This window comes from Streptomyces sp. NPDC057543, from assembly GCF_042801895.1.
Classification (GTDB): domain Bacteria; phylum Actinomycetota; class Actinomycetes; order Streptomycetales; family Streptomycetaceae; genus Streptomyces.
In genome coordinates this window covers 1-25,455 of the sequence record NZ_JBHVFF010000060.1, presented here as the reverse complement: position 1 = coordinate 25,455, position 25,455 = coordinate 1, and the positions used below count along the sequence as shown (strand labels likewise).

At 70.4% G+C, this 25,455-nt stretch carries 20 protein-coding genes and 2 pseudogenes; 13 read left to right on the top strand and 9 right to left on the bottom strand.

From position 1 onward, the window contains the following. Positions 1 to 75 precede the first annotated feature (75 nt). From ACFU8Q_RS13285 to ACFU8Q_RS13270, 4 genes and pseudogenes are all read left to right on the top strand, one after another. On the top strand, positions 76 to 1,494 hold the full coding sequence (locus ACFU8Q_RS13285) for an ATP-binding protein (protein WP_384452095.1): 1,419 nt from the start codon (positions 76 to 78) through the stop codon (positions 1,492 to 1,494). A gap of 171 nt (positions 1,495 to 1,665) precedes the next feature. Further along, positions 1,666 to 1,764: pseudogene (locus tag ACFU8Q_RS13280) on the top strand (type II toxin-antitoxin system prevent-host-death family antitoxin); the annotation flags it as partial. Further along, entirely contained in the window at positions 1,761 to 2,015 is a 255-nt protein-coding gene (locus ACFU8Q_RS13275; protein WP_384452092.1) for a Txe/YoeB family addiction module toxin, read from the top strand. The pseudogene ACFU8Q_RS13280 and the gene ACFU8Q_RS13275, both read left to right, overlap by 4 nt. Before the next feature lie 124 nt (positions 2,016 to 2,139). Further along, the gene (locus tag ACFU8Q_RS13270; RefSeq protein ID WP_384452089.1) at positions 2,140 to 2,682 is read left to right on the top strand and encodes a MarR family winged helix-turn-helix transcriptional regulator; all 543 of its coding nucleotides are present in this window, start codon (positions 2,140 to 2,142) and stop codon (positions 2,680 to 2,682) included. 16 nt (positions 2,683 to 2,698) lie between these two features. Here the strand turns inward: ACFU8Q_RS13270 and ACFU8Q_RS13265 are convergent, their stop codons facing one another. The 4 genes from ACFU8Q_RS13265 to ACFU8Q_RS13250 form a co-directional block, all read right to left on the bottom strand. After that, positions 2,699 to 3,052, bottom strand: coding sequence for a hypothetical protein (locus tag ACFU8Q_RS13265; protein ID WP_384452086.1), 354 nt, complete (start codon positions 3,050 to 3,052; stop codon positions 2,699 to 2,701). A gap of 45 nt (positions 3,053 to 3,097) precedes the next feature. Continuing rightward, positions 3,098 to 4,795, bottom strand: a complete 1,698-nt coding sequence (gene ctaD, locus ACFU8Q_RS13260) for a cytochrome c oxidase subunit I (protein ID WP_384452083.1) — start codon at positions 4,793 to 4,795, stop codon at positions 3,098 to 3,100. A gap of 134 nt (positions 4,796 to 4,929) precedes the next feature. Beyond that, complete coding sequence (locus ACFU8Q_RS13255; RefSeq protein ID WP_384452080.1) at positions 4,930 to 6,303, bottom strand: cryptochrome/photolyase family protein; 1,374 nt, start codon at positions 6,301 to 6,303, stop codon at positions 4,930 to 4,932. 40 nt (positions 6,304 to 6,343) lie between these two features. Further along, complete coding sequence (locus ACFU8Q_RS13250) at positions 6,344 to 7,891, bottom strand: SDR family oxidoreductase (RefSeq protein WP_384452131.1); 1,548 nt, start codon at positions 7,889 to 7,891, stop codon at positions 6,344 to 6,346. A 1,208-nt stretch (positions 7,892 to 9,099) separates the two neighbouring features. Between ACFU8Q_RS13250 and ACFU8Q_RS13245 the strand changes: the two genes are divergently transcribed. The 3 genes from ACFU8Q_RS13245 to ACFU8Q_RS13235 all read left to right on the top strand — a co-directional run bounded on the left by ACFU8Q_RS13245 (position 9,100) and on the right by ACFU8Q_RS13235 (position 12,034). Next, positions 9,100 to 9,846 (top strand): IPT/TIG domain-containing protein, encoded by a 747-nt coding sequence (locus ACFU8Q_RS13245; protein ID WP_384452077.1) that lies wholly within the window; start codon positions 9,100 to 9,102, stop codon positions 9,844 to 9,846. A gap of 331 nt (positions 9,847 to 10,177) precedes the next feature. Then, positions 10,178 to 11,467 carry an IPT/TIG domain-containing protein gene (locus ACFU8Q_RS13240; RefSeq protein ID WP_384452075.1) on the top strand — a complete coding sequence of 430 codons (1,290 nt, stop codon included), beginning with the start codon at positions 10,178 to 10,180 and terminating at the stop codon, positions 11,465 to 11,467. Positions 11,468 to 11,539: 72 nt separating this feature from the next. After that, on the top strand, positions 11,540 to 12,034 hold the full coding sequence (locus tag ACFU8Q_RS13235) for a levansucrase (RefSeq protein ID WP_384452072.1): 495 nt from the start codon (positions 11,540 to 11,542) through the stop codon (positions 12,032 to 12,034). A 57-nt stretch (positions 12,035 to 12,091) separates the two neighbouring features. Here ACFU8Q_RS13235 and ACFU8Q_RS13230 read toward each other — a convergent pair whose 3' ends face one another. Further along, entirely contained in the window at positions 12,092 to 14,725 is a 2,634-nt protein-coding gene (locus tag ACFU8Q_RS13230) for a discoidin domain-containing protein (protein WP_384452069.1), read from the bottom strand. A 116-nt stretch (positions 14,726 to 14,841) separates the two neighbouring features. After that, complete coding sequence (locus tag ACFU8Q_RS13225) at positions 14,842 to 15,048, bottom strand: hypothetical protein (protein ID WP_384452067.1); 207 nt, start codon at positions 15,046 to 15,048, stop codon at positions 14,842 to 14,844. Between the two features lie 31 nt (positions 15,049 to 15,079). Between ACFU8Q_RS13225 and ACFU8Q_RS13220 the strand changes: the two are divergent. From ACFU8Q_RS13220 to ACFU8Q_RS13195, 6 genes and pseudogenes are all read left to right on the top strand, one after another. Then, positions 15,080 to 15,178 (top strand): annotated as a pseudogene (locus ACFU8Q_RS13220) (proprotein convertase P-domain-containing protein); the annotation flags it as partial. A gap of 170 nt (positions 15,179 to 15,348) precedes the next feature. Next, positions 15,349 to 16,101, top strand: coding sequence for a GntR family transcriptional regulator (locus ACFU8Q_RS13215; RefSeq protein WP_384452064.1), 753 nt, complete (start codon positions 15,349 to 15,351; stop codon positions 16,099 to 16,101). A gap of 297 nt (positions 16,102 to 16,398) precedes the next feature. Further along, positions 16,399 to 16,581, top strand: a complete 183-nt coding sequence (locus ACFU8Q_RS13210; RefSeq protein ID WP_384452061.1) for an SPOR domain-containing protein — start codon at positions 16,399 to 16,401, stop codon at positions 16,579 to 16,581. 194 nt (positions 16,582 to 16,775) lie between these two features. Continuing rightward, the gene (locus tag ACFU8Q_RS13205) at positions 16,776 to 17,177 is read left to right on the top strand and encodes an NUDIX domain-containing protein (protein ID WP_384452058.1); all 402 of its coding nucleotides are present in this window, start codon (positions 16,776 to 16,778) and stop codon (positions 17,175 to 17,177) included. Between the two features lie 277 nt (positions 17,178 to 17,454). Further along, positions 17,455 to 17,883 carry an ATP-binding protein gene (locus tag ACFU8Q_RS13200; RefSeq protein WP_384452055.1) on the top strand — a complete coding sequence of 143 codons (429 nt, stop codon included), beginning with the start codon at positions 17,455 to 17,457 and terminating at the stop codon, positions 17,881 to 17,883. Between the two features lie 205 nt (positions 17,884 to 18,088). Continuing rightward, a complete protein-coding gene (locus ACFU8Q_RS13195; RefSeq protein WP_384452128.1) occupies positions 18,089 to 20,668 on the top strand; it encodes a SpoIIE family protein phosphatase in 2,580 nt (859 codons plus the stop codon). Positions 20,669 to 20,700: 32 nt separating this feature from the next. On the opposite strand, the gene ACFU8Q_RS13190 is transcribed toward ACFU8Q_RS13195, so the two are convergent. From ACFU8Q_RS13190 to ACFU8Q_RS13180, 3 genes are all read right to left on the bottom strand, one after another. Next, positions 20,701 to 21,411, bottom strand: a complete 711-nt coding sequence (locus ACFU8Q_RS13190; RefSeq protein WP_384452052.1) for a PspA/IM30 family protein — start codon at positions 21,409 to 21,411, stop codon at positions 20,701 to 20,703. Between the two features lie 63 nt (positions 21,412 to 21,474). Then, the gene (locus ACFU8Q_RS13185) at positions 21,475 to 23,571 is read right to left on the bottom strand and encodes a TPM domain-containing protein (RefSeq protein WP_384452125.1); all 2,097 of its coding nucleotides are present in this window, start codon (positions 23,569 to 23,571) and stop codon (positions 21,475 to 21,477) included. Positions 23,572 to 23,833: 262 nt separating this feature from the next. Next, the gene (locus tag ACFU8Q_RS13180) at positions 23,834 to 25,315 is read right to left on the bottom strand and encodes a glucoamylase family protein (RefSeq protein ID WP_384452049.1); all 1,482 of its coding nucleotides are present in this window, start codon (positions 25,313 to 25,315) and stop codon (positions 23,834 to 23,836) included. Positions 25,316 to 25,455 lie beyond the last annotated feature (140 nt).

Here is a 25,455-nt window from a genome sequence, read left to right as displayed (position 1 = left end):
GGATCGCGCTGGGACTTCTACTAACATCTATGTTGGTAACTTCATCGTTAGTGTCATGCGTGGAGGTCGGCTGACGTGGTTGATTTCGTAGGCCGTAGGCAGGAGCTGGCGACGCTTGAGCGAGAGCTGCAGAAGGTAGCGGCAGGGGTTGGAGGGGAGCGGCCAGGTCGGTGTGTGATGTTGCGCGGGCGGCGCCGAGTGGGCAAGTCGCGCCTGGTCGAGCGGTTTGCGGAGCGCTCCGGAGCCCCGTTCCTGTTCTATGCGGCGACTGGTGCCGCACCCAGGGATGATCTGGCACGGCTGGCCCGAGACGCCCAAGCATCGACGCTGCCGTTGGCGGGGCTGGTGGCCGCCGCGCGGCCGGAGAGCTGGGATGCCGCGTTCGACGTGCTGGCTGCGGCGCTGCCCGCCGACCGGGCGAGCGTGCTGGTCATCGATGAAGTGCCGTACCTGATGGATACCGCTGGCGCCTTTGAGGGGATGCTGCAGCGGGCCTGGGACCGGGTGCTGGAGACCAAGCCGGTGCTGTTGGTCCTCATTGGCTCCGATCTGTCAATGATGGAGGCACTGAACAGCTACGGACGACCCTTCCATCAGCGTGGCCGGGAGATGGTGCTGGGACCGCTCAACCCCGCCGAGGTGGGGCAGATGCTTGGGCTGGATCCGGCGGAAGCCCTCGACGCTGCACTGGTTACCGGCGGGCTGCCGCTGATCTGCGCGGAGTGGCCGCGCGGCGCAGGGCTGTGGGACTTCCTCGGCGAGGCGATGAGTGATCCGGTCTCGGCCCTGCTGGTGTCGGCCGAGCGCTCGCTGGCTGCCGAATTCCCCCCGCAGGCCCAGGCGCGCACGGTGCTAGCGGCTATCGGAAGTGGCGAGCGGACCTTCACCAACATCGCCCGTGCAGCCGGCGGGATTGGGGCCACACCGCTGCAGCGAGCTCTTGAGCTGCTTACGGACAAACGGATCGTCGCTGGGGAGCTGCCTGTATCGCTGCGTCCGTCGAAGGATCGCCGCTACCGGGTGACAGATCCCTACCTGCGCTTCTGGCTGCATCTGCTCGGCCCGTCCATGGACGAGATCGAGCGAGGGCGGGGCGATCTGACCCTGGCGCGCATCCGGGAGAACTGGACAAGCTGGCGCGGCCGGGCCGTCGAGCCCCTCGTCCGCGAGGCCCTGGCGCGGATACTGCCCGACGACCGGCTGCCCGCGGCCCCCGCAGTGGGCGGCTACTGGACCCGCACCAATGACGTCGAGATCGACATCGTCGGGGCGGACCGCGCCCCCATCGCCAAGGAACTGCTCTTCGTCGGCTCCATCAAGTGGCTGGAGCAGTCGCCCTTCGACGGGCACGACTTGGCCGCTCTCCATCGACACCGGGCCGCTCTCACCGACGAACCTGTTCCCGTCGTGGCGGTCTCGCGCAGCGGAGTCGACTGTCCGGGGCTCGATGCCACCTACGGCCCCGGCGATTTGCTGACCGCTTGGCCGCTATGAGTGGCGGCTGGCCGGCGTGGCAACGGAGTTGGGGAGCGCGAGCAGGCTGAATAGACGTTGCCGAGAAGTCCCTCGGGCCTCGGCCCCTTGCCGGCCGTTGTGTAGCGTTGGCGGTCCTGGTCCCTCGCGTACTTTGTTGTGAATCCCGTGCTGGGACGGTGCTGGGATGATCTGCTCAAGGCATACGAGAACGCCCTGGGCAACATCAACGTGTCGGAGCGCGAGCTGATCGATCCGGGCGCGGTGGACCCTGCCGCGGGTGCTGTGTGAGGCTTGTTCTCGAGGATCAGGGCTGGGAGGGCTACACGTCCTGGCTCAAGAGCGACCGCAAGATGCTCGCTCGAATCAACAAGCTCATCGAGGACGTCGAACGTGACCCCGGCACGGGGATCGGGAAGCCCGAGCCCCTCAAGTACCGCTTGCCCGGGGCGTGGTCGAGGCGGATCGACGACGAGCATCGCCTCGTCCACCTGGTCACGGACAGGGAGATCGTGATCCTCGCTGCCCGCTACCAGTACTGACCACTGAGCCGGTGCGGGCTGTGCCGGGACAGGTCACCGTGGAGCAGTGGGGCGACAGCGTCGTGGGCGGCACGTCTCGGTGGCGGACGGCCCTCGGCCATCGTGCCGATATCCTGTTCCCGCGATGGGCGACGACGAGGAAACCAGGACCGCGAGTGACGGCGACAGCGTGGACGCGATGCTGGCCGAATGGCGGAGCGAGTGGCCCGAGCTCGACGTGTCGTCCAGCGAGGTGGTGGCACGCCTGCTGCGCGCGGCCCGGCTTCTGGAAGAGCTGTTCGCGACTCGGCTGCGCCGCTCGGGCGGGTTGCCCATTGCGAATGTCGGCGACTTCGACCTGCTTCAGGCGCTGCGTCGCAGCGGTCCTCCCTATGCACTGACTCCAGGTCAGTTGCGCCGGGCGCTCGTGGTGTCCTCGGCCGGTCTGACCGGACGGCTCAACCGGCTCGAGCGGGAGGGGTGGATCGAGCGCGGCCCCTCTCCCGTCGATGGCAGAAGCACTCTGGTGGGTCTGACGGAGGAGGGGCGGGCGAGTTTTGATCACGCGGTGAGACGCCACTTCGGCCTGGAACAAGATGTCCTGTCCGTCCTGGAACCAGGTGAACGCGCCGCGATCGCGGACGCCCTGCGCAAGCTTCTGGTCTCCCTCGAGCAGGACACCCGCTGACCGCGGACGGGCGGCATCAGGAAGTGCCGGCCGCCGTCCCCAGGATCACCGCGATGCACAGGCCGATCAGCGCCATCGTGATGACCCCCATGGTGACGGCCGTGTCCCGGGCGAAACGGCGATGGCGCGCCGTGTACTGAGCCTCGACCTGGCCGATACGTTCCGCGATGTGCTGGGTGACCTGGCGCGCGTTCTCCATCTCCCTCCGGGCGTAGGCCTCCTCGATCACGAGGCGCTGGTCGGTGGTGAGTCCGGGCAACTCCCGGGCGAAGTCCCGGGCCCTGCAGTGTGCCTCGTGGCGACTGGCCTCCCAGTAGAGGAATCCCTCGATCTGGTGCAGCCCGAGGGCTGCTTCGTAACTGGCGTCCATGGACGACTCCTGAGCGTGTGATGGAGCGGGCGGCGGGGGCCCGGATCAGCCCCGGCCGCTGGTGGCCGTCCGCTTGTCCTCGGCTTCCTCGCGGACGGTGATGCCGGGGTGGTGGAGGTCGAAGGCGGGCGAGTCGCTGCGGATCCGCGGCAGCGCCGCGAAGTTGTGCCGTGGCGGCGGGCAGGAGGTCGCCCACTCGAGTGAACGGCCCCAGCCCCACGGGTCGTCGACGCCGACCGGCCTGCCGTACCTGGCGGTTTTCCAGATGTTGTAGAAGAACGGCAGGATCGACAGACCGAGCAGGAACGAGCCGATGGTCGAGACGGTGTTCAGCGTGGTGAAGCCGTCGGCCGCGAGATAGTCGGCGTACCGGCGCGGCATGCCCTCGGCGCCCAGCCAGTGCTGGACGAGGAAGGTGCTGTGGAAGCCGGTGAACAGCGTCCAGAAGGTTATTTTTCCGAGGCGCTCGTCGAGCATTTTGCCGGTGAACTTGGGCCACCAGAAGTGGAATCCGGCGAACATCGCGAACACCACGGTGCCGAAGACCACGTAGTGGAAGTGCGCGACCACGAAGTACGAGTCCGTGACATGGAAGTCGAGTGGAGGTGAGGCCAGGATCACGCCGGTCAGGCCGCCGAAGAGGAAGGTGACCATGAAGCCCAGGGACCACAGCATCGGGGTCTCGAAGGACAGCGAGCCCTTCCACATGGTGCCGATCCAGTTGAAGAACTTCACCCCGGTCGGGACCGCGATCAGCATCGTCATGAACGAGAAGAAGGGCAGCAGCACACCGCCGGTGGCGTACATGTGGTGCGCCCACACGGTGACCGAGAGGCCGGCGATGGCGATGGTGGCGCTGATCAGGCCCATGTAGCCGAACATCGGCTTGCGGGAGAAGACCGGGACGACCTCCGAGACGATGCCGAAGAACGGCAGGGTGAGGATGTAGACCTCGGGGTGGCCGAAGAACCAGAAGAGGTGCTGCCACAACAGCGCCCCGCCGTGGGCGGGGTCGAAGATGTGAGCGCCGAACTTCCGGTCGAACTCCAGCGCCAACAGCGCGGCGGCCAGGACCGGGAAGGCCAGCAGGACCAGCACGCTCGTGAGCAACACGTTCCAGGTGAAGATCGGCATGCGGAACATGGTCATGCCGGGGGCCCGCATGCAGATGATGGTGGTGATGAAGTTGACGGAGCCCAGGATGGTGCCGAAGCCCTGCAACGCCAGCCCCGTGATCCACAGGTCGCTGCCGACGCCCGGCGAGTAGCTCATGTCCGAGAGCGGGCTGTAGGCGAACCAGCCGAAGCTCGCCGCACCCTGCGGGGTGAGAAATCCACCGAGGGCGATCAGTGAACCGAACAGGTAGAGCCAGTAGGCGAACATGTTCAGCCGCGGGAAGGCCACGTCCGGCGCGCCGATCTGCAGCGGCATGATCCAGTTCGCGAAGCCGGAGAAGACCGGCGTCGCGAACATGAAGAGCATCACGGTGCCGTGCATCGTGAAGGCCTGGTTGAACTGCTCGTTCGACATCAGCTGCGTACCTGGACGGGCCAGCTCGGCGCGCATCAGTAGCGCCATGAGGCCGCCGATGCAGAAGAACGCGAAGGAGGTGACCAGGTAGAGCGTCCCGATCCGCTTGTGGTCCGTGCTCGTCAGCCACCCGACCACAGCACGGCCGGGAGACCTGCGGCGCCGCGGAGGAGCCGCAGGCGAGGCGGGTGGTGACAGAGCGGGCAGGGCCACGGCAATCCTCCATGCGTGCGAGATCTCCGGGCATGCGGCGCTCACGCGTCAGCAACCCGGCCTCGAACACAATATCTCGCTCGCGAGAGAGATGAATCGCCCCGTGGTCGACGTCGGTGCTGTGTGGCCTGCTGTCAGCCCCGGCCGCGGGCGTGCTTGAACCGTGCCAGGCCGTCCGCGAGGTCGATCAGCGGCTCCGGATAGTCCAGGTGTGCCCGTTCACGCTCGGGCAGCCGCCACGGTTCATGGATGCGGTTGCTCGCCACGTCCCGCAGTTCCGGCACCCATCGGCGTACGTACGCTCCTTGCGGGTCGAAGCGTTTGCCCTGGACGACCGGGTTGAGCACGCGGTGGGGACGGGTATCGGTGCCGGTTCCGGCGACCCACTGCCAGTTGAGCTGATTGTTGGCGATGTCACCGTCCACGAGCAGGTCGAGGAAGTGCCGGGCACCGATCCGCCAGTCCACGTAGAGGGTCTTGGCCAGGAAGCTGGCCACCAGCAGGCGCGCGCGGTTGTGCATCCAGCCTTCGTGCCGGAGTTGGCGCATCGCCGCGTCGACGACCGGGTATCCGGTGCGGCCCTCACGCCACGCGGCGATGTCTTCGGCTGCCTCGTCCGCGGTGCGCCACCGGTCGTGTCGCGTGCGGTAGTCCTCGACGGATGCGGCCGGGTGTGCCGCCAGTACCTGGTGGTGGAAGTCGCGCCAGCACAGCTGGCGCACGAAAGCGTCCGCCCCGGGCCCGCCGTGCGCGCGGGCCCGCTGGATGAGCTCCACCGGCGAGAGGGCCCCGAAGTGCAGGTACGGTGACAGCCGTGAGGTCGCGTCGCCCGCCAGGTCGTCGTGGCGCTCCTCGTACCCGGACAGATCCTTGCGCGCCCACCGGGCGAACCGCTCACGCCCCCGCGTCTCCCCTCCGGCCGGAAGGTCCGGGGAGACACCCGACAGCCCATCGCGGGACGGCAACGGCTCGCTGTGCACCGCGTCGGGAACGAGCACGGTGCGTGGCGCCGGGCAGGGGTCCCTCAGTCGCTCCTGTGACCAGCGGCGGAAGTAGGGGGTGAACACGGCGTAGTGGTCGGAGCCGGCCGGAGTCACCGTCCCCGCGCCGACGGCGGTGACCACGCTGTCGTGCACGCGCAGTGCCACGCCCTGATCGCCGAGACCGTCACGCAGTCGCTCCTCCCGGCGCTGGGCGTATCCGGTGACGCCGGCGGCCATGTGCACCTCGGAGACTCGGCACTCCGCGGCGAGCGCGCAGACCTCCCGGACGACCGGCCCCGTGCGCACCACCAGCCGGCCGCTGCGCCGGCGCAGCGAGGCGTCGAGGTCGGTCAGGCACTCCGCGAGGAAGGCGTTGCGGTTGGGCGCGTCGAAGCCGGCCGCGTGGACACCCGGATCGCGTACGAACAGCGGCACCACCTCGTCTGCCGCCGCGAGTGCGGCACGCAGTGGGGGATGGTCGTGCAGACGCAGATCCGAGGTGAACAGGACGACCGCGACGGTCATGGCGTCACTCCTGGTGTCATGAGGCGGTGCTGATGGGCAGCTACTGGCCGAATCGTCGCCCGGGGCGGGGTTTTTGGGCGCGGTCGGCGCGCGACGGGGCTCCGTGCGCGCTCATCCCCTTGGCGGCGGCTTGGGTGATGTTGCGGGCCATGCCGCCGAAGACCACGGCGTGGAAAGGGGAGACGGACCACCAGTAGGCGTGGCCCAGCAGACCGCGTGGGTGGAACAGCGCCCGCTGCCGGTAGCGGGTACGGCCCTCGGAATCGGTCTCGGCGTACATCTCCAGCCACGCGAGGCCCGGCAGCCGCATCTCCGCGCGCAGCCGCAGCAGCCGTCCGGGCTCGATCTCCTCGACCCGCCAGAAGTCCAGCGAGTCTCCGACCCGCAGGCGTTCGGCGTCGCGTCGCCCGCGGCGCAGCCCGACGCCACCGACGAACCGGTCCAGCCATCCCCTGACCGCCCAGGCGAGCGGAAAGGAGTACCAGCCGTTGTCGCCGCCGATCCCCTCGATCACCTTCCACAGGGCCTTTCGGGACGCGTCGACCGACAGCTGCCGTTCGTCCTGGTAGAGGCTGCCTCCGGCCCAGTCCGGGTCAGTGGGCAGCGGATCGCTGGGCGTCCCCGGTACGGCGGCGGACGACCAGCGGGTGGCGACCTGGGCCTCACGCACCCGTCGCAGTGCCAGGGCCAACGCCTCGTCGAACGGCAGCGGCCGGCCCGGAAGGTCGGGCACGTACCGGGCGATGTCGTGCTCTTGGCAGACGACCTCGTGACGCAGTGACTCCGTCAACGGCCGGGCCAGGGAGGCGGGCACCGGGGTGACGAGGCCGACCCAGTGGCTGGACAGCCACGGCGTGAGGACCGGTACCGGCACGATGAGCCGCCGAGGCAGTCCGGCGACGGCGGCATAGCGGCACATCATCTCCCGGTACGTGAGGATATCGGGCCCGCCGATGTCGAATGCCCGGTCGACGTCGTCCGGCATGGTGGCCGAGCCGACGAGGTAGCGCAGGACATCGCGTACCCCGATGGGCTGGGTCCGGGTGTGCACCCAGCTGGGGGTGACCATGACCGGCAGCCGCTCGGTCAGATAGCGCAGCATCTCGAAGGAGGCCGATCCCGAGCCGATGACGACCGCTGCCCGCAGCACGGTGGCGGGCACCGGTGCGTCGAGGAGGATTCGCCCGACCTCGGCCCGGGAGCGCAGATGCGGGGAGAGCGCCCCTTCGGGTACGTCCGGTGGCGTGAGGCCGCCCAGGTAGACGATCCGTCGCACCCCGGCGGAGTGCGCTTGCTCGGCGAAGACACGGGCCCCACGGCGGTCGGTCTCTTCGAACGTGGAGCCGGTGCCGAGGGCGTGCACCAGGTAGTACGCGACGTCGATCCCGCGCATGGCCGCGGCGACCGAGTCCGAGTCCGTCACGTCGCCCTGGACCGTCTCGGCGTCCCCCGCCCAGGGGTGGTCACGCAGTTTGCGGGGGGAGCGGGCCAGACACCGCACCCGGTGGCCCGCTCGCAGCAGTTCCGGTACCAGACGCCCGCCGATGTACCCGGACGCTCCGGTGACCAGGCAGTGCAACCGTTCCATGTCCCCCTGTCCGTTCGTGCCCACGATCGTTCCTCCACGCGCTCGCTCCGACTGTCCCCATGTGGCCCGATCATGGCCTCAACAGCGTGACCGCGCCCGTCGCGGCGAGCCGGCCGGCGGCCGTGACGCGGAAGCGGGCTCCGACCGGCTCCGCCGCCACCTCGACCACAGCCCCGCGCGGCGGCACCCGCGCACCTGCGGTGGAGCGGGTAGGGCGGCCTTGGTGCTGTGCGTGGAGTCCGCCGCGCTTTGGCGGCGGGCCCATTCGCGTACCCCGGCTTTGCGCACCGCACGGGGGAAACGAGTCCGCCGGCCGGGAGGTCGGTGAGCCAACGGGCCGTGGCAGGGGGGGCGAGCCGGATGGGGGACGGGGCGTCGGGTGCCGGCCGGTGGGCAGGGCGGTGTGGTGGACGTAGGTGGACGGGGTGGTGCCGTCTGTTGACGGGGACGGTATGAGGGCGTTGTCGATGTCCAGGAGTCGAGAGGTGATGCGCAGGCGTGTGCGTGTTGGTTCCTGGGGGGCGCGTGGTGGGAGGGGCGGCGGATTCGGGTTCCTCCGGCGTACCGGTCGATCCGCCCTCGTACGCTCGGCCTTTCAGGTGACTGCCAGTCAGGATGCTTGTCTCATATTCGATTTGTATGGGTCACTTGAGTAACCGAACCGGTGGGCCGCCCATCCCTCTCCGGGGGAGCGCGGAACCGTTCTGTTCGCCGACCGTCCACGCATGACGGACCTCGGCATCGATTGCTCCGGACGGCCGCGATGGGCGCCCCTGTAGAGGACTTGGATCCGACCAGTCGTCCCTGCCGAACAGCGGCAGGGGTGGTGCGGCAGCCTCCGGCCTCTGCAAGTGAGCGGTGCGCGAGCAGTCCGCGCACACCGAGTACCTCGCCATCGAGGCCATGAGCGTGGTCGCCGGGCACGGCGTCCGGGGCCGGCGGCCCGCGACATGGCCCATCACGGTTCCATGCACCCTGCGCGGCGACGGCTGCTGGAGGTGCCTTCCCCCGGCAGGCACCTTTCGGGCGCTTTCCCGGGTGCGGCCGACGGTGCACCCGGGGAAGCGGTCGAGCAGGAGGCGAGCGAGGCCGGTCGGGGTCGGACAGTGGCCCAGTGGTCCAAGTCATGGCCATGGGTCTTGCTCCGGACTCGGCTCGGAGGCAACTCCCTTATGCGGGAGTTCAGTTCAAGCACACGGAGGACGATCATGCCAATCAGTCCCAACCAGGGCTCCACCGGTGGCGGTACCACCGTCACCATCACGGGCACCAACCTCACGGGCACCAGCGCGGTGCTCTTCGGCACCAAGCCGGCCACCGGCGTCACCAACGTCTCGCCGACCCAGGTCACCGCAGTCTCGCCGTCCGGCTCCGGCGATGTCGGCGTGACGGTGACCACCCCGGGCGGAACCAGCAACCCGATTCCGTTCTTCTACGTCGGCGCCCCGTTCAAGTCCGGTCTGAGCGTGAGCTCGGGCCCCACCGCGGGCGGCAACACCATCACCATCAGCGGCACCGGCCTGTCCACCGCCACGGCGGTGTCCTTCGGCGCCAATACCGCCACGCCGACGGTGCTGTCGGACAGCCAGATCAGCGTCGTCGTGCCCGCGGGTGCGGCAGCCGGGGCGGTGAGCGTCAGTGTGACGACCGCCGGAGGCACCAACAACGGTCTGTCGTACACGTACATCGACGTCCCGACCATCACCGCGATCACTCCGACCTCCGGACCGACGTCGGGCGGAACCGCGGTGACCATCACGGGCACCAACCTGACGTCGACGAGCCAGGTCACGTTCGACTCGGTGCCGGCACCGTTCTCGGTCATCAACGCGACGACGGTGTCCGCCGTGACCCCGCCCGGCGCGGTCGGTGCGGTCGACGTCGGTCTCTCCAACCCTGCGGGCACAGCCACGGACGTCGGCGCCTTCACCTATGTGACGGGCCCCGGCATCTGATTTGCCACGGCTGTGGCACCGACCGTCGGCGTGGAACAGCACCCGGCGCCGGTACCGCTTCCGGTCGCATGATGCCCGCCCCGGCCCGGCGCACTCCGCGCCCGGCCGGGCGGGTACCCCACTCGGTACCACTCGCTCGCGCCGCCCGGCCAGGAGGTCCGGGCGGCGCCCCGACCCTCACATTCCGGTCTCCGTATCCCGTCCGCAACACCCCGTTCAGACCACCGTTCACAACGCCTGCCCACAACGCCCCGATCACATCACGCCGATCACATCACGCCGATCACATCACCCTGACAGGAGAACGGCAGTGGAGCGCTCCGACAGTTCAATGCCCCACGCTACGCAACCGTCGACGGCTGCGGCGGCCCCTGTAATCACCGCGAGCAGCCCTTCCTCCGGGGCCGCCGGAACGGCCGTCACACTGACCGGCACAGGATTCACCACCGCGTCCGCGGTCACCTTCGGCGGTACCCCCTCCGCTTCGTTCACCGTGGTGTCCGCGACCGGGATCACCGCGGTCGCCCCGGCCGGTGCGGGCACCGTACAGATCACGGTGACCACGCCCGACGGAACCAGCAACGGCGTGGGTTTCACCTACACGACCGCGACGCCCACGATCAGTTCTCTCGTCCCCAACCAGGGGTCGGCCGAGGGCGGGAACACGGTCACGTTGACCGGGACCGGCTTCACCGGCGCCACCTCGGTCCGTTTCGGTACCGTGGCCGCCGCGTTCATCGCCGTCTCCGACACACAGGCCACCGCGATCGCCCCCGCCGCGCCCGCCGGCACAGTGAACGTCACGATCACCACTCCGGGCGGCACCAGTGCCGGGATCGCCTATACGTATGTCGCCGTTCCGGTTCTGGGCAGCGTGGCTCCGACCCAGGGGCCACTCGCGGGCGGGAACAGCCTCACCTTGTCCGGAACCGGCTTCACCGGTACGACCTCCGTTCGCTTCGGCGTGAACGCGGCGATCACGTTCACCGTCGTCTCGGCGAATCAACTGACTGCGGTCGTCCCCGGCGGCGGTGGCCCGGGACCGGTTGCCGTCACGGTCACCACGCCCGGGGGCACCAGCAGCCAAGCCGTCGCCTACTACTACCTCGCCGCACCGGTTCTCACCAGCGTCGTCGCCGGGTCCGGTCAGGTGGGCGGTAGCAACGCCGTGACGCTCACCGGGGCCAATTTCCTTCAGGCCACGGCGGTTCGCTTCGGCTCGACGGCGGCCACCACCTTCACCGTTCTTTCGGCCACGGAGATCAGAGTGACGGCGCCGCCCGGTGTCAGCGGCACCGTCCCGGTCACCGTCACCACGCCCGGTGGCACGAGCAACAGTGTGGCCTACCTGTATGTGGGTGCCCCGGTAGTCAGCGGTCTGGTACCCGACCAGGGGCCGTCGGCAGGCGGGAACACGGTGACTGTCAGCGGATCCGGACTGACGTATACCACCCAAGTGCTGTTCGGGAGCGTGCCCGCCGGTTTCACCGTGGTCTCCGACACGCAGCTGACGACCGCGGCGCCCCCCGGCGTGTTGGGCGCGGTCACCGTCAGGGTGGTCACCCCTGGTGGCACCAGTGTCGGCGTTCCCTACACCCGAGTTGGCTCGCCGGGTATCTGAGCGGACCGGTCGGCCCGGCGAACCGGTTCGGCCGGTATCCGGAGACCGCCCGGCCCATGGACAATCGCGGTCATGAGTGAAGAGTCGATACGTAACTACCTGGCCTCCGTCGAGAGCCGACTGGCGGCCGACGGCTGCGCGCCTCGCTGGGAGGACTGGGCCGGAGTTCCGGTGCTCGTCGGGCGGCGGTCCGATTTCCGGATGCGGTGGGCGGCCACCAACCTGCATCTGTTCACGGTGGCCGCCGCCGTGCCCGAGATCACCGTGCCGGTCATCGACACGTTCACCACGCAGGTGCTCGCGTACGCCAAGAAGAACAAGGGCGGTCTGCCCGTCGGGATGCAGACCGGCGTCGCTTCCTTCCCCGTTCTGGTCAGTGACCGGATCGATCCGGCCGCGATGGCGTGGGCGGAGGAGAAACAGCGCAATCAGTTCGCCTGCTTCGCGCGGCCGGTCGTCGTCGACAGTGCACAGGGCTACGTGGGCATGTACCGGGGGAAGCCGGCCCTGGGGCGGGTCTACGCCTCGCACCTGATCGAGAAGGGTGCCCGCTACTTCCAGCCGTAGGCGGGCATGTGCGCTGCCTGCCGTGGCACGGCGTCCGGGCGGCAGCGCACGTGCCGACTACGGCTGCTCGACCCTCAACTCCCGTACGCCCACCGGCTTCTCCGCGTCCCCCGATTCGACCGTCAGGCGTACTCGCCGGGCCGCGGAACCCGGCCTGTACGGCTGCCAGTCCTTGCCGTTCACCGTTGTCTCCAGGCGGTACGAGACGACGCGTGCGTCCGTCCACTCGGGCTCGATCGAGGTCACCGCGGCCGTGCGGCCCAGGTCCACGGTCAGGCTGCCCGTCGCGCCGTCCGGGGACCAGGCCGTGGCCGGGCTGCCGTCCACCGCGGCGGCGGCGTACAGGCCGGGAGTCTCGGAGCTCGCCGTCGCCGGGCGGCAGCGGGCCGCGTTCGTCGTCCGGGCGAGGTCGGGGCGGCGGGTGACGAGGGCGAGTGTGCCGGTGAGGAGGCGGGGGCCGGTGGGGGTGTGGACGGTGAAGGGCGCGCCGGAGGTCAACCGGACCGTCGTCGTCAGGGGACCGATCGCGATGTCGTACGTACGGCCCCGATAGCGCAGCCCCGTCAGCGTGACGCCCCTGCCCAACTGCGGTGGCAGCAGCGGATCGAGGCGCACCCCGTCCTCCCGCAGCCGCAGGCCGGTCAGTCCGTGCGTGAAAACCTGGAGGAATCCGCCCTTCCCGGTGAGGAAGTCCTGCGCGGGAGCCCCCGACAACGGGTCCTGTGCGCCCGACTTCGCGCCCCGGGCCTCGCTGAAGAGGGCGTACGGGCCGCGCATGAACGGGCGTACGGCGCGCTGGAGATAGGTGTACGTCGCGCAGCCGGCCTCCCCGATCGCGGCCGCGTCGATCGCCTGGACCGAGTCCGTCATCGCCGGGCCGTCCGGATCGGTGCGCTCGGCGTAGTAGTCGAGCGTGGCTGCCCGGGCGCCCGGCTCCATCGGCCATTCGAGCGGGTAGATCAGCAGCACCGTGTCGGCCTGCTTGATCGTCGAGCCGTTGTAGCCCGCGTACTGGAGGAAGATCTTCCGTTTCGGGTCGTACGGGATGCGCAGACCGTCCGCGACCCGCGTCCACTCGGCCGGTGCGGCATGCCCGAGCAACCGCGCCGCGCGGGTGGCGTTGCGTAGCGCGGTGGCCGCGACCGCGTTGGTGAAGACCCCGTCGGTGACGCCGTTGCTGTACTCGTCGGGGCCCGCGACGTCCTTCAACGAGTAGCTGCCGTCCGCGTCGGCGGTCGCCCGAGAGACCCAGAAGTCGGCGATCCCCTGGAGCAGCGGCCACCCGTGACCGGCCAGCCAGTCGCGGTCCCCGGTCGCCAGGTAGTACTGCCAGACGGCGAGCGAGACATCGCCCTGGAGGTGGATCTGGGTGAGACAGTGCGGTGGGTCCCAGCTCTGGCACTCGGACCACAGATCGCCCTTGCTCGCGCTCGTCCACGGGTAGAACAGGCCCCGGAATCCCAGTTTCCGCGCGTTGGCGCCGGCGGCCCCGCGCGTGCGGTAGCGGTACTCGACGATCGAACGGGCCAGCTGGGGGCGGGTGGCGAGCAACCCCGGGTACATCCAGATCTCGGCGTCCCAGAACACCAGGCCCGCGTAGTTGTCGCTGGTCAGACCAGCCGGAGCGATGCTGTCGCGGGAACCGGTACGGGTGGACGCCAACAGGCCGTACTGCGCCGACCTCAGCCACTTCTGCAGGTCGGGACTGTCCGGTACGGAGATGTCGGCCGCCCATGCCCGTCGCCAGGCGGCGGCGTTCGCGGCGAGGACAGCCGACCAGCCGCGGCCGGCCGCGCGCCGCGACGCCTCGCGGGCGGTGGTGCGTGGGGCGGACGAGGTGAGCGCGGTGTCCACTCCCACGTACTTCTCGAAGGTGTACGTGCGCCCGGCGCGTACCTGGGGCGTGCTGCGGATCTGGTTCGCGCCGGATACCTGCGGCTTCGATCCGCCGGTGCGCAGCGTCTGGACGATCGCGCCGGCCGTCCCGGTGCCCTGTGTGCGGAACGTTCCGTCGGCGTTCAGCGTGATCCGGCGTGCGCCCCGCGGGTCGAGGCGGCCGATGACGGTCGCGGTGCCGCTCCAGCGCGGTGTCATGCGCAGCCGTACGGCCCCGGTGTGTACGTCGGACCGGTCCGCGAGCACCTCGTACGTCAGGTCGGTCGCGCGCCCGTCGGCCGTGGTCCAGCGCAGCGACGTACGCACCAGGCCGCAGCGAAGGAACACGGTGCGGCGGTAGTGCGAGATCCGGCCCGGGGGAGTGCCGGAGCCGTAGGTCTCGTTGCCGACGCGTACATCGAGGGTCGTCCAGCTCGGCAGTGCGGCGATCACCTCGCGGCCTTCGGCGAGGTTCTTGTCGCGCCCGAACAGGCCGGAGACGAAGGCGCCGTCGTAGCGCGGGGTGAACAGCGGCCAGCCGGTCTTCCTGTCCGACGCGGCGTATCCGGCGCCTGTTGCGGGCACTCGGTGGGCCAGATATCCGTTGCCGACATAGGGGTCGTAACCGTCGGCCTGGCCGAACCGGGTGGAGGCCGGCGCCCAGGCGGGGTCGGTGTCCCGGCCACAGGTCGTGGAGGTGGGCGGAAGGGGAGCGGCCGCGTAGGAGAGGGGCGGCAGCGGCGCGATCAGAGCGCCCGCGACCATGGACGTCAGGGACGCGAGGGACGTGAGGAGACAGACGCGCGAGAGGCTCACCGTACGAAGGTATGGACGCACGCGCCGAGCGGTGGTGCACGGCGCGCGGCGGGCGGGTGAACGGGGGCGCCCTCGGCCTTCGGCGAGTCGTCCACCGGCCCCCCACCGGCCCGCACTCAGCTCACCCTCGGCTCACCCCGGCCCGTCGGCTCACCCTCGGCCCGCACCTCCGGCTCACCCCGGCCCGTCGGCTCACCCTCGGCCCGCACCTCCGGCTCACCCCGGCCCGTCGGCTCACCCCCGGCCCGCACCTCCGGCTCACCCCGGCCCGTCGGCTCACCCCCGGCCCGCACCTCCGGCTCACCCCGGCCCCTGTCCAGCACGCTGCCGTGGTTGGAGAAACTGGAGCGGGCGTCCTCGTCGGAGGTGGCCGATGGCACTTGGAAGCCGCGGGTCGGCGACAACGCGGCGGCCGACACCGGGAGGATCGACTCCTGGGCCCTGGAGTTCTGATCGCCGTTCTGATGACGGCTCGGCGGCTCGGTTCTCGCCGGGGCTCGGTGGCGGGTCATGCATGAGGCCGTGATGAATCATCACTTCGAGTGAAACTCTGGCCCGTGCTTGCGGTGCACAACCGACGGTTGCCAGGCTGTTGCAGACTGTCAACCTGTTGGGAGTGGCCTGTGACTTTCGGTGAGCAGCCCGCCTATCTGCGTGTTGCAAGCGATCTGAGAGAGAAGATCGTCAACGGTTCGCTGCCGCCGCATACGCGCCTGCCCTCGCAGGCGCGTATCCGCGAGGAGTACGGAGTCTCGGACACCGTCGCGCTGGAGGCGCGCAAGGTGCTGATGGCCGAGGGTCTGGTCGAGGGGCGCTCCGGGTCCGGTACGTATGTGCGCGAGCGCCCCGTCCCGCGCCGGATCGCCCGCTCCGGCTACCGGTCCGGGGCCGGGGCCAGTCCGTTCCGTCAGGAGCAGACGGCGGAGGGCGTGTGCGGGACGTGGGAGTCCCGCAGCGAGCAGGAGAGTGCGAGCGGCGAGATCGCCGAGCGCCTCGGCATCGAACCGGGCGACCGGGTGATGCGCACGAGATACACCTTCCGGGAGGCCGGGGAGCCGATGATGCTCTCGACCTCCTGGGAGCCGCTCACCGTGACGGGTCGTACACCGGTGATGCTGCCGGAGGAGGGCCCGCTGGGCGGCTGCGGGGTGGTCGAGCGGATGGCCGCGATCGATGTCGTCGTGGACAACGTGGCCGAGCAGGTCGGCGCGCGTCCGGGGCTGGCGGAGGAGCTCCTGGCCCTCGGCGGTGTTCCGGGCCATGTGGTGATGGTGATCGAGCGGACGTATTACGCGTCGGGTCGCGCGGTCGAGACGGCGGACGTGGTGGTGCCCGCCGATCGCTTCCGGATCGCCTACCACCTTCCGGTCCGGTGAGCGACAGGCGCAAGGTGTTCTCCGGCGCACATGGTGACAAGCCGGCCCACTGCCGGACCCCATGACCGATGGGCTGTCGCCTACCGTCATGACTTGTCATGTCCCGCTCCTAAGGGGGCGCATCCAGTCGGGTGCGCCCCCTTATTCGTGGCCGGATCGGTACCTCTTTGTGTAATTGTGTATTCGTTGAGTGAAGGTCAGGCGTAGGCTCGGGCATATGCGTACTGCGGTTTCCTGGGGATCCTTAGAGACGTACACGCCGTTCGAGGTAGGGGCGCAATGCTCGGGAGGGGCGCGATGACCGACAGTGGTGCCGAGCTCCCGTGGCTGGTGATAAGGGAGGACGACAACGGCAATCGCTACCGCGTCGGCAGATATGCCACGCACGGCGAAGCCCGGAAGGTCGCCGACAAGCTCGATACCCATGGTCACAAGCAGCTTTACTGGGTGGAGCGCGTCGGACAGAGCGCCCGGCCGTAGGGCGCCGGGCCGCGTCCACCGGGAGTCGCGTGGGGGAGTCGCTCTCCGGCTCAGGGGCGAGGAGTGGCCGGCCGCGGCGGTTCGGCGGCCTGGAGGGCCGAGGGTCCCGGTGGGCCGAGGGTCCCGGTGGGTGGGCGGCGTACGTCCGGCTAAGGTCCTGCCTGACGTGGGTTCCGGAGGGTGAAGGCGGAGTGATGTCGGTCCTGATCGACACGGTGGCATGGGTGCGTGTGGAGGGCGGCAGGATTCTCTGCGCGCGGCCACGGGGGAAGGACGTCTTCTACATCCCCGGTGGCAAGCGGGAGGGCGCGGAAAGCGATCTCGAAACCCTGCTCCGCGAGATCAAGGAGGAGCTGACGGTGCTCCTCGCGCCGCATACCGCGGTACACGTCGGTACGTACGAGGCCGGGGCGCCCGATCTGCCGAGCGGCGCCGTGGTGCGTATGAGTTGCTACACCGCGGACTACGAGGGGACATTGGCGGTGAGCAGCGAGATCGAGGAGATGGCCTGGTTCTCGTACGCGGACCGTCCGCTCGTTCCACCGGTTGACCAGCTGCTCTTCGACGACCTCAGGGCGGCGGGCAAGCTGAACTGAGCCGCGCCCGAACGTCGTTGTGGCTCTCCGGGGCGTGCCCGTCCGGGGGAGTCGCGCTCATGGCGCGCCCCTTCGGTGTCGAGTGCTGCCCATGTGGATGGCTGCGGCGCGCACGGATCGCCACGTGCGCCCCTCTCCCGGTGTACATCTGTTCGTGTGCGCACCCGTACATCCGTACGCCCCACGTGTCGATCGCAGTGGTATTTCGCCCTGAATATCGGGTATGGGCTGATTAACCCCCGTAAAACAGGACGCTCTCCTCTGCTGGTCTTGGGAAGTGGTCGGCGTGATCGACAGTGAAGGCGATTGCGCCGAGTGGACCTTTCCGGCTGTGCCGGGCGCGGTGCGTTCCGCGCGGCATGCCGTCCATGAGGCGTTGCGCGGCTGGGGGCTGGACGACGCCGTCGGGGACGTGACGGTTCTGCTGGTCAGCGAGCTGGTCACCAATTCCCTGCAGTACACGACGGGCCCCATCGGCGTGCGGCTGCAACACCCTCATCTCAACGGTGACACCCCCGCCGCCCACCCCGGACTGCTCGTGGAAGTCTCCGATCCGCTTCCGGATCCGCCTACCGAACGCAGTGCCGGACCCGATGACGAGGGGGGCAGAGGACTGCAGCTGGTGGCCTGTTCCGCGCGCCGCTGGGGGACCCGGCAGGGAAAGAGCGGCAAGACGGTGTGGTTCGAGCTGTCCCTGCCTGGTTAGGAGTGGGGTGGGACGCACAGCGATCACCAGAGGTCGGTCCGGAGGCCGCGCAGAATCTGGCCGAAAGGGACTGAGACCGTGCTGTGATCGTGAACGCCGTGTCGGTTGGGGCCATAGTGCTGAATACTGCGGGCAGGACCGGTCCGGTGTGTGAGCTGGAGGGGACGGTCGCGTGAGCGAAATACCTGGGACAGCGGGCGACATTGTGTGGCAGAGCAGCCCGCCTGGCTCGATCTACGACTACATCAGGGTCGCCTCCTTCTCGATCGGCCCCGATGGCCTGATCGAGCAGTGGAGCCGCCGGGCCGCCGGCCTCTTCGGCATTGCCGCGGACAAAGCGGTGGGCATGGATCCGGTCGAGGCGTTCATGCCTGCCGACCTGCGCACGGACGGCCACCGCCGGATCGGCGAGATCCTCGACGGCAAGGAGTGGACGGGCCTCGTCCCCTTCCGGATACCGGGCGACGACCCGGTGCACGGGCTCGCCGAGATCTATGTGATGCCGAGCGAGACCGGTACCGGGGAACGGGCCGCGCTCTGCATCGTCGTGGACGTCCGAGCACTGCGCCGCATCGAGACGGACCTCGCCGCGTCACAGGCGATATTCGGTCAATCTCCCTTCGGTTTCGTGCTGTTCGGTATGGACCTCACGGTCATCCGCGCCAACGAGCGCTTCGCGACCGTCTTCGGTGGGCGGCCCACCGATCACCGCGGCCGTACGGTCGACGACTATCTCTCCCGCCCCGAGGCGGACCGGCTCACCGCCACGCTGAAGCGCGTCCTGGCGACCGGCTCGTCCGTCACCGACCTCCAACTGGTCGGCACCGCGCCCGGTGACACCGAGAACCGCCACTGGTCGATGAACCTCTACCGCGTGCACAGCGGATCGGGCCGGCCCATCGGCATCGCCGGACTGGCCACCGATGTGACCCGACGGCACATCGCCGCCCGCGAAGCCGCCAGCGCCCGCCGCAACCTCGCGCTGCTCAACGAGGCCAGTGCCCGCATCGGCAACTCCCTCGACCTGGAGACCACGGCCCGCGAACTCCTCGACGTCGCCGTCCCCGGCTTCTGCGACGTCGCCTCCGTCGACCTCTACCAGGGGCTGCTCACCGGCGACGACGCGCCGCCCGGCCGCTGGGACTCGCTCCGGCAGGAGTCCTTCGGCGGCTCCGCCGAACTGCGCCGCGTCGCCCTCGCCAGCGCCGTGTCGGACGGCTTTCCCACCACCGTCACCGCGACGGCCACGGACAGCGCCGCATCCGGCGCGTGCACCGGCCAGCCCGCGCTCGGCGCCGTACACCGCTTCCCGTACAACTCGCCCTGTGCCGTCGCCCTGCGCACCGGCCATGTCGAGGATGTGCCCGGCGACGACCGGGGCTTCGTCCAGTCCACGCTCGCCGTACCGATGGTGGCGCACGACGCGGTGGTCGGCCTCGTCCAGTTCGCCCGCACCAAGGGCAGCGAACCCTTCGGCGAGCGGGACCGTGCCCTGGCCACCGAACTCGCCGCCCGAGCCGCGGTCTGCATCGACAACGCCCGCCTCTACCGGCGCGAGCACGAACGCGCCCTGATCCTCCAGCGCAGCCTCCTGCCACCCGGCGACCCCGTCGCCGCGGGCCTCGACATCGCCTGCCGCTACCTCCCGGGAAACACGGCCACCGAGGTCGGCGGCGACTGGTTCGACGTGATCGAACTCCCCGGCCACCGCACCGCCCTCGTCGTCGGCGACGTCATGGGCCGCGGACTGCGCGCCGCCGTGGCCATGGGCGAACTGCGCACCGCCGTACGGACCCTGGCCCTGCTGGACCTGGAACCCGCCGAGGTGCTCTCCGCGCTCGACGAGGTCGCCCGCGGGCTCGGCACTCCCGGCGGCGGCACCTCTTCGTCCGCCGGCGGCTCGGGCGGCGGCGCCCAGTGGCCCTCGCGGGCCGCCCACAGGTCCCGCGAGGCGGACCTCTCCGAGGTGTACCTGGCGACCTGCGTGTACGCCGTCTACGACCCGGTCACCCGGCGGTGCACCTTCGCCAACGCCGGTCACCTGCCCCCGGCCGTCGTCGAGCCCGGCGAACCCGCCATGCTGCTCGACGTCCCGCCCGGGATGCCGCTCGGCGTCGGCGGCGAACCCTTCGAGGAGGTCGAGGTCGAACTGACGGAGGGCGCTCTGCTCGCCCTCTACACCGACGGCCTCGTCGAGTCCCGCGACCATCCGCTCGACGAGGGACTGGATGCCCTGCGCGGCGCGCTCGTCGAACCGGACCGGCCGCTCGAAGACGTCTGCGACCACGTGCTGACCACCCTCGACACCCGGCACGGCGAGGACGACATCGCCCTGCTCATGGCCCGCATCCGGGGGCTGCCGGTGGACGCCGTCGGGGACTGGCGGCTGCCCCGCGAACCACGCTCCGTCGGCCGCGCCCGCGAACTGGCCCGTGGTCAACTGCTGGCCTGGGACCTCGACGAACTGGTGGACACCACCGAACTACTGGTCAGCGAACTGGTCACCAATGCCCTGCGGTACGGAGAGGGCGAGATCCGGCTCAGGCTGCTGCGCGACCGTACGCTCGTCTGCGAGGTATGGGACGCGGGCCTCGTCCAGCCGCGGCGACGGCGGGCGCGCGACACCGACGAGGGCGGACGCGGGCTCCAGCTGGTCGGTCTGCTGAGCGTGGCCTGGGGGTCCAGGCGGACACCGCGCGGCAAGACCGTCTGGTTCGAACTGGCGCTGCCCGACGGGGAGCCGGCCGCCGAGCCCACGGTCGAGCAGCTGCTGAGCATGTTCTGAGAGGGAGGGTTCAGGAGGCCCGCGGGACCGCCTCAGGCTGCTTTCAGGGCGGCGAGCCGAGCCTCGACCTCGGCGCTGTCGCTCAGGGCGTCCAGCTGCTCGAACTGGGCGTCCAGGGACGACGCGGCGAGCTCCTGCTTGCCGAGCGCCCGCGCCTCCTCGCGCCGCACCTTGTCCTCGAATCGGCTGAGCTCACTGGTCGGGTCGAGTACGTCGATGTTCTTGACGGAGTCCATCATCCGGTTCTGCGCCTGGGCGGACTTGGCGCGTGCGACGAGCTCGTCGCGCTTGGACTTCAGCTCCGTCAGCTTGGTCTTCATCTGATCCAGGCCGGACTTGAGCTTGTCCACCACCGCGGTCTGCGAGGCGATGGTCGGCTCCGCGGTCTTCGCCTCCTTCTCCGACTGGAGTTGACGCCCGAGCGCGACCTTGGCCAGATTGTCGAACTTGTCCGCCTCCGCGCCCGCCCCGGTCGCCCGCAGTTCGTCGGCCTTGCGGCTGGCGGCGAGCGCCTTGCCGCCCCACTCCTCGGCCGCCTCGACGTCCTCGCGGTGGTCCTGTTCCATCAGCCGCAGATTGCCTATGGTCGCGGCGACCGCCTGCTCGGCCTCGGAGATGTTGGCCGTGTAGTCGCGGATCAGCTGGTCCAGCATTTTTTGCGGATCCTCCGCCTGATCCAGCAACGCGTTGATGTTGGCCTTCGCCAGTTGGGTGACGCGGCCGAGGATGGTCTGCTTGGTCATGGCGCCTCTCCTGTGGGTGAATGCGTACGTGTGATGCGTCGAGCCGGGGGCCGTGCCGACCGTTCAGAAGCGGCCGCCGCCGCCCCGCCGGCCGCGCGTGCCCCCGCCGCCGAAGCTGCCGGGCCCGCCGCTCCCGCCGAACCCTCCTCCGCCACGGCCACCCCCGCCGCCCAGGAGCCCGCCGAGGATGATGCCGCCGAGCACCGCGCCACCGACCCCACCGCCGCCGCCCCGTACATCGCCCGGCCCGCCCCGGCCCCCGTACGACCGCACGTCCTGCTCGGCCAGGCTGCGGGCCTGCCCGGCCAGGGCGTCCGCCTGCTGCGCCTCGGCCAGCGCGCCCTGCGGATCGTCGCTCCCGGCCAGTGCACGGGAACGGTCGAGCCGCCGCTGGGCCTCCGCGAGGCGGGTCCGCGCCTGGCTGCCCACCGCCCCGCGGTGGGTGGCGACGTAGTCGGCGGCGGCGGCGATCGCCGAACGCGCGGTGAGCGTCGCCTGGTCGAGGAGGGAGCGGGCCCGGCTATCACCCCGTTCCTGCTCGCGGGCGCCGGCCAGCGCCGCGTCGAGCGCCGCGTCCGCCTCCTCCACCCTGCGCAGTGCGTCGATGGGGTCGTACGGACCGGCCCGCAGCTGCGCCTTCACATCTGCGAGCACCGACTCCGCGCGGGCGATCCGGCCCCGCAGGTCCGCCGTCGGCATCCCCGTCCCGGTGCCTTCGAGCAGCCCGCCCGCATCGGCCAGGTCGGTCTCCATCCCGGTGAGGGCGGCGGGCAGCCGGCCTGCCGCCTCCGCGAGTTCCCCGCTGCGGCGGTCCACGGCGTCGACGAGGGTCGTCGCCTGGTCGACGGCGCCCTCGGTGGCCCGTACGTACACCGCTGCCGCGGCGTCGTCGCCGCTGTCCAGCGACTGCCGGGCCCGGTTGAGGGCGGAGGTGGCGAAGACGAGCCGGTCCTTGGCCTGGTCGACGGTCCCGGCGACGGGCGCTGCGGCCGACTCCGCGTACCGGCCGCGCATCGCGGTCAGCGCGGCCTCGGCGGTGGAGACGCGGCCGGCGAGCGTACGGAAGGCGGTCTCGGCCGTGGCCAGGGCCTGCGGAGCGTTGCGTTCCAGGGCGCGCAGCCGGTCGAAGTCCTCGGACACGGCGTCGAGGCGGGAGCCGGCGTCCGTGCAGCGGCTGATGATCTCGTCCAGCATCCGGCGCCGCGTCGCATCGTCCTCGGGAAAGGCGTCGTCCAGCTGCTGGCGCAATCGGAACGCGGCGGTCAGCTCGCCCTTCGCGTAGGCGACGGCCTCGGTGAACGGGGCCGCGGCCTCCTCTCCGAACTGGGCGGTGGCGAAGCCCAGTTCCTCCTCGCTGGTGCGGACCGCGTCATCGGTTTCCACCAGCGTCTCCATCGCCCGGGCATCGAGCTCCGGCAACGGGGTCGGCTGCCGCGGCCCGCCCGGTCCGGCGGAACCCGGTCCCCAGCCGGTCGCACCGGGCGTGGTGCGGGTCGTGACCCGCTTCCTGCGCCGGGCGTACGCATAGCCGGCGACCACCGCCGCCCCGCCGACGACGACCACCGGAAGAACCAGGTCCCCGGTACTCGTCCCGCCGGAACTCCCGGTTCCGGGATCGGCGGCGCCGGGCGTGAGCGTCGGTGTGGGCACGGCCTTGCCGGCCAGTACGGCGGAGTATCCGTTCGCGGCGCCGATCGCCGCGCCGGCCCAGTCGTGTTTCCTGAGCGCGGGCTCGATGGCCGTGCTCGCCACGTCCTGGAGCTGGGCGTCGGTGAGGCGTGAGCCCTGGTCGACGGTGTAGGCGTACTGCCGGACGTGGGTGGCGACGGCGAGCAGGACGTCGTCGCGGCCGAGGCCGTTCCGGTCGGCCGTCGCATCGGCCCAGCTCTGCGCGGACCGGCCGGAGAAGTCCCGTACGTACACGACGAAGAGCTGGATGCGGCGTTCGTCGTACAGCCGGTCGAGTGCTGCCACGACCTGGTCCTTGCGCTCGCCGAGCGCGCCCACCCGGTCGGTGATCTGCCCGTCCCGGGACAGGGTGACGGGATCGTCGGCGCGAGCGGTCAGCGCGGCGGGCAGGGCCAGCCAGCACACCGTCAACAGCACGGTGAGAAGGGCCCGGCCCGGTATCGGTATCCGGGTACGGCTCACGAGCGGCATCACGTTTGTGAGGCTATGTCCACCCTCAATGACCCGCGACCCGGCGAACGGGCGCGGTGGCTGCTCGACGCCGTACACCGCACCATGCCCGGCATCCGGGTGCGGGCCCGGCTCGGCGGCGATCCCGCCCGAGGGGCCGGGCGGGCCGCGCCTGGAGCGTGCCGCGTCTCTACGCCGACTTTGCGGTGCGGGAGGGCGACCGGGCGGCGTACCGGAGGGGCTGGAACCAACCTGCCCCTCGGGCACGCCGCCGCGGGGCCGATCAGATGGAGAAGCGCTCCTTGGCGAGCAGCGGACGCACCTTCGACTGGAATCCGCCGGTCCGGAACGGCCGTTGCAGCAGGCCGGGGCGGATCGCCTGGGCCAGCGCCGCGGCGATCATGCCCTGGTCGAGGGCGAGCATGTAGTCACTGACCCGGCCGGTGCCGACGTTGACGGAGTCCCGGAACCCGTATCCGTCGTGGTAGGCGCCGAAGTCGCGGTCGAGCGCCCGCAGGTTGTCGACCGACTCGTCCGGCGCGTAGGGCAGGGCGAGGAAGGAGGCGTGCGGGGTGACCACACCGTTGGTGAACGCCGAGGCGGGTGGCAGCGGCGCGCCGTCCTTGGTGTATGTCCGGTCGGTGTTGGAGGCGTAACCGTCGACCTGCATGCCGATCGCGTCGACGCCGTACTCCTGGTACCCGCCCTCGGGGATGTTGGCGGGGGAGAAGCCCCAGTACCCGTACTCGGCCTCCTTCATGCCGTGCTCGATCTGGCTGCGGACGTAGCGCGCGTGCGTGAGGCCCCAGGACCGCGGCGACCACTCCGGCTCCGGCACGAACAACGGCACCATCAGGGCCTCGAACATCGAACCACCCCAGGTGGGCACGATCTTCCGGCCGCGGTGCGTGTAGTGCCCCTGCCAGACCCGTACACCGTCCATGGCGACGTAACCGCCCCCGGGGTGCTGCTCCTGCTCGTGCTCGGGGAGCATCGTGCGCAGCATGTGCCAGTAGTGGTCGGAGGGCAGCGAGCCGTCCGCGATGCCGAGGTAACTGGCCATGCGTGGTTCGGTGTTGAGCGCACCGTAGTGGTGGCCGGTGGGTTCCTCGGTGTCGGTCCAGAATCCGCCGCGCAGCTGGCCGGGGCCGGCGACGGGGTCGGCCGGGTCGTACGGCGTGTAGTAGTAGGACCAGTCGGCGGTGGCCAGGATGCGGGCGACGCGGGGGCGGAGCGCCGGTGCGGCGTCGGCGGCGATGCGCAGGCCGGTGACCAGCCAGGCGTTGTCGACGGAGGAGAGGAACGGGCGTACCGGATCGCCGGTGCCGGGCCACTGGGTCAGGACCGAACCGTCGTGCGCGTCGTACCAGTTGAGCCAGAAGCCGTGATGGCGCTCCAGCTTCTCGACAGCCCGGACGGTGTGCTCCAGCCTGCGTTCCATCGTGTTGTCACTGATCACGCCGAGCCCGGCGGCGGCGACCGTCGACCAGAGGCCGCAGCCGATATTGGTGGGCGAGGTCTGGCGCGACTGGACGGGAGCGCCCGAGCCACTGACGTCGATCTTGTCGGTGGCGAGGCCGAAGTCGGTCGTCATCGCCTCGATCGAGCGGTACGTATCGCGGAACCAGCGCATGAGCAGTGGTGTGCCCGAGCCTTGCGCGGGCTGCGAGAGCTGTGCGGCGCCTGCGGAAGGCACGGCTACGGCTCCGAGGGACAGGGCGGCAGCCCCTGTTCCCGCGGCGGTGAGAAATGTGCGACGGTCCATCAGAACCCCTCGAAGAAGAGCCACCGACTGTGGGCGGTGGGCGGATTTCGTTCGTCGGTCGTGCCTGAAGGGCGCGGGGCGCCATGCCGCGTACGGCACCCGCGTGGGCGCCGCACACGGGCGGGGCTGGATACGTGCGG